Genomic DNA, 602 nt, shown 5'->3' with positions numbered 1-602 from the left:
AGCGGGAGTATGAGCACAAGCTCACAAGTGACGAGCTGCTGTATTTAACCATTCACATAGAAAGGGTAGTTAAACAAGCATAATGAGAGCGCTGACATTTTTGTTTCCTTGTATTCATTTTTTCTTACATTCACATATGAAAATGGCAGGATTGTTACTGATAAAGCAGGCAAAACCTAAATTACAATGAGTGCGGATCATCTCTGTCTGTGCTGATGGTAATTTAGGTTTTTACTTTTTTCAGAGGGAAGATGATGATAGTTACAGGATTCAAGTAAGTAAGATTCGGTATTATCATTATTTTGGCCGATGTTCCCTTTTAAAAGAATCATGTAAGATCAACATAGAAAACGCTTTCAATGAAAGGGGAATGCCAATATGCCTTATCTGAAACGAGTGTTGCTGCTTCTTGTCACTGGATTGTTTATGAGTTTGTTAGCGCTAAACGCATTTCACCCAATGACGTCATTGATACGTTATTAGCCCGCCACGTGCAGTTGAACATATTTCCATTCGAATAACCATCTGCTTTTTGCCAAAAACCGGAGTTATAGCCGTTAAACGGGTCAAAAAACGATCCACCTGTTTGAGCCGAGGCAGTA

The 602-nt window shown here is 38.9% G+C and carries 1 protein-coding gene and 1 pseudogene; one reads left to right on the top strand and one right to left on the bottom strand.

Going from position 1 to position 602, the window contains the following annotated elements:
* Positions 1–83 (top strand): hypothetical protein (locus ACWHAR_RS29460; protein WP_452088739.1); only part of this gene is annotated, 83 nt, incomplete at its 5' end.
* Between the two features lie 347 nt (positions 84–430).
* On the opposite strand, the pseudogene ACWHAR_RS29455 reads toward ACWHAR_RS29460, so the two are convergent.
* A pseudogene (locus ACWHAR_RS29455) lies at positions 431–602 on the bottom strand (beta-glucanase); the annotation flags it as partial.

This window comes from Bacillus sp. LR--39 (assembly GCF_053613335.1).
The sequence above is the reverse complement of the archived record's forward strand: the minus strand, read 5'-3'. Positions and strand labels throughout refer to the sequence as shown.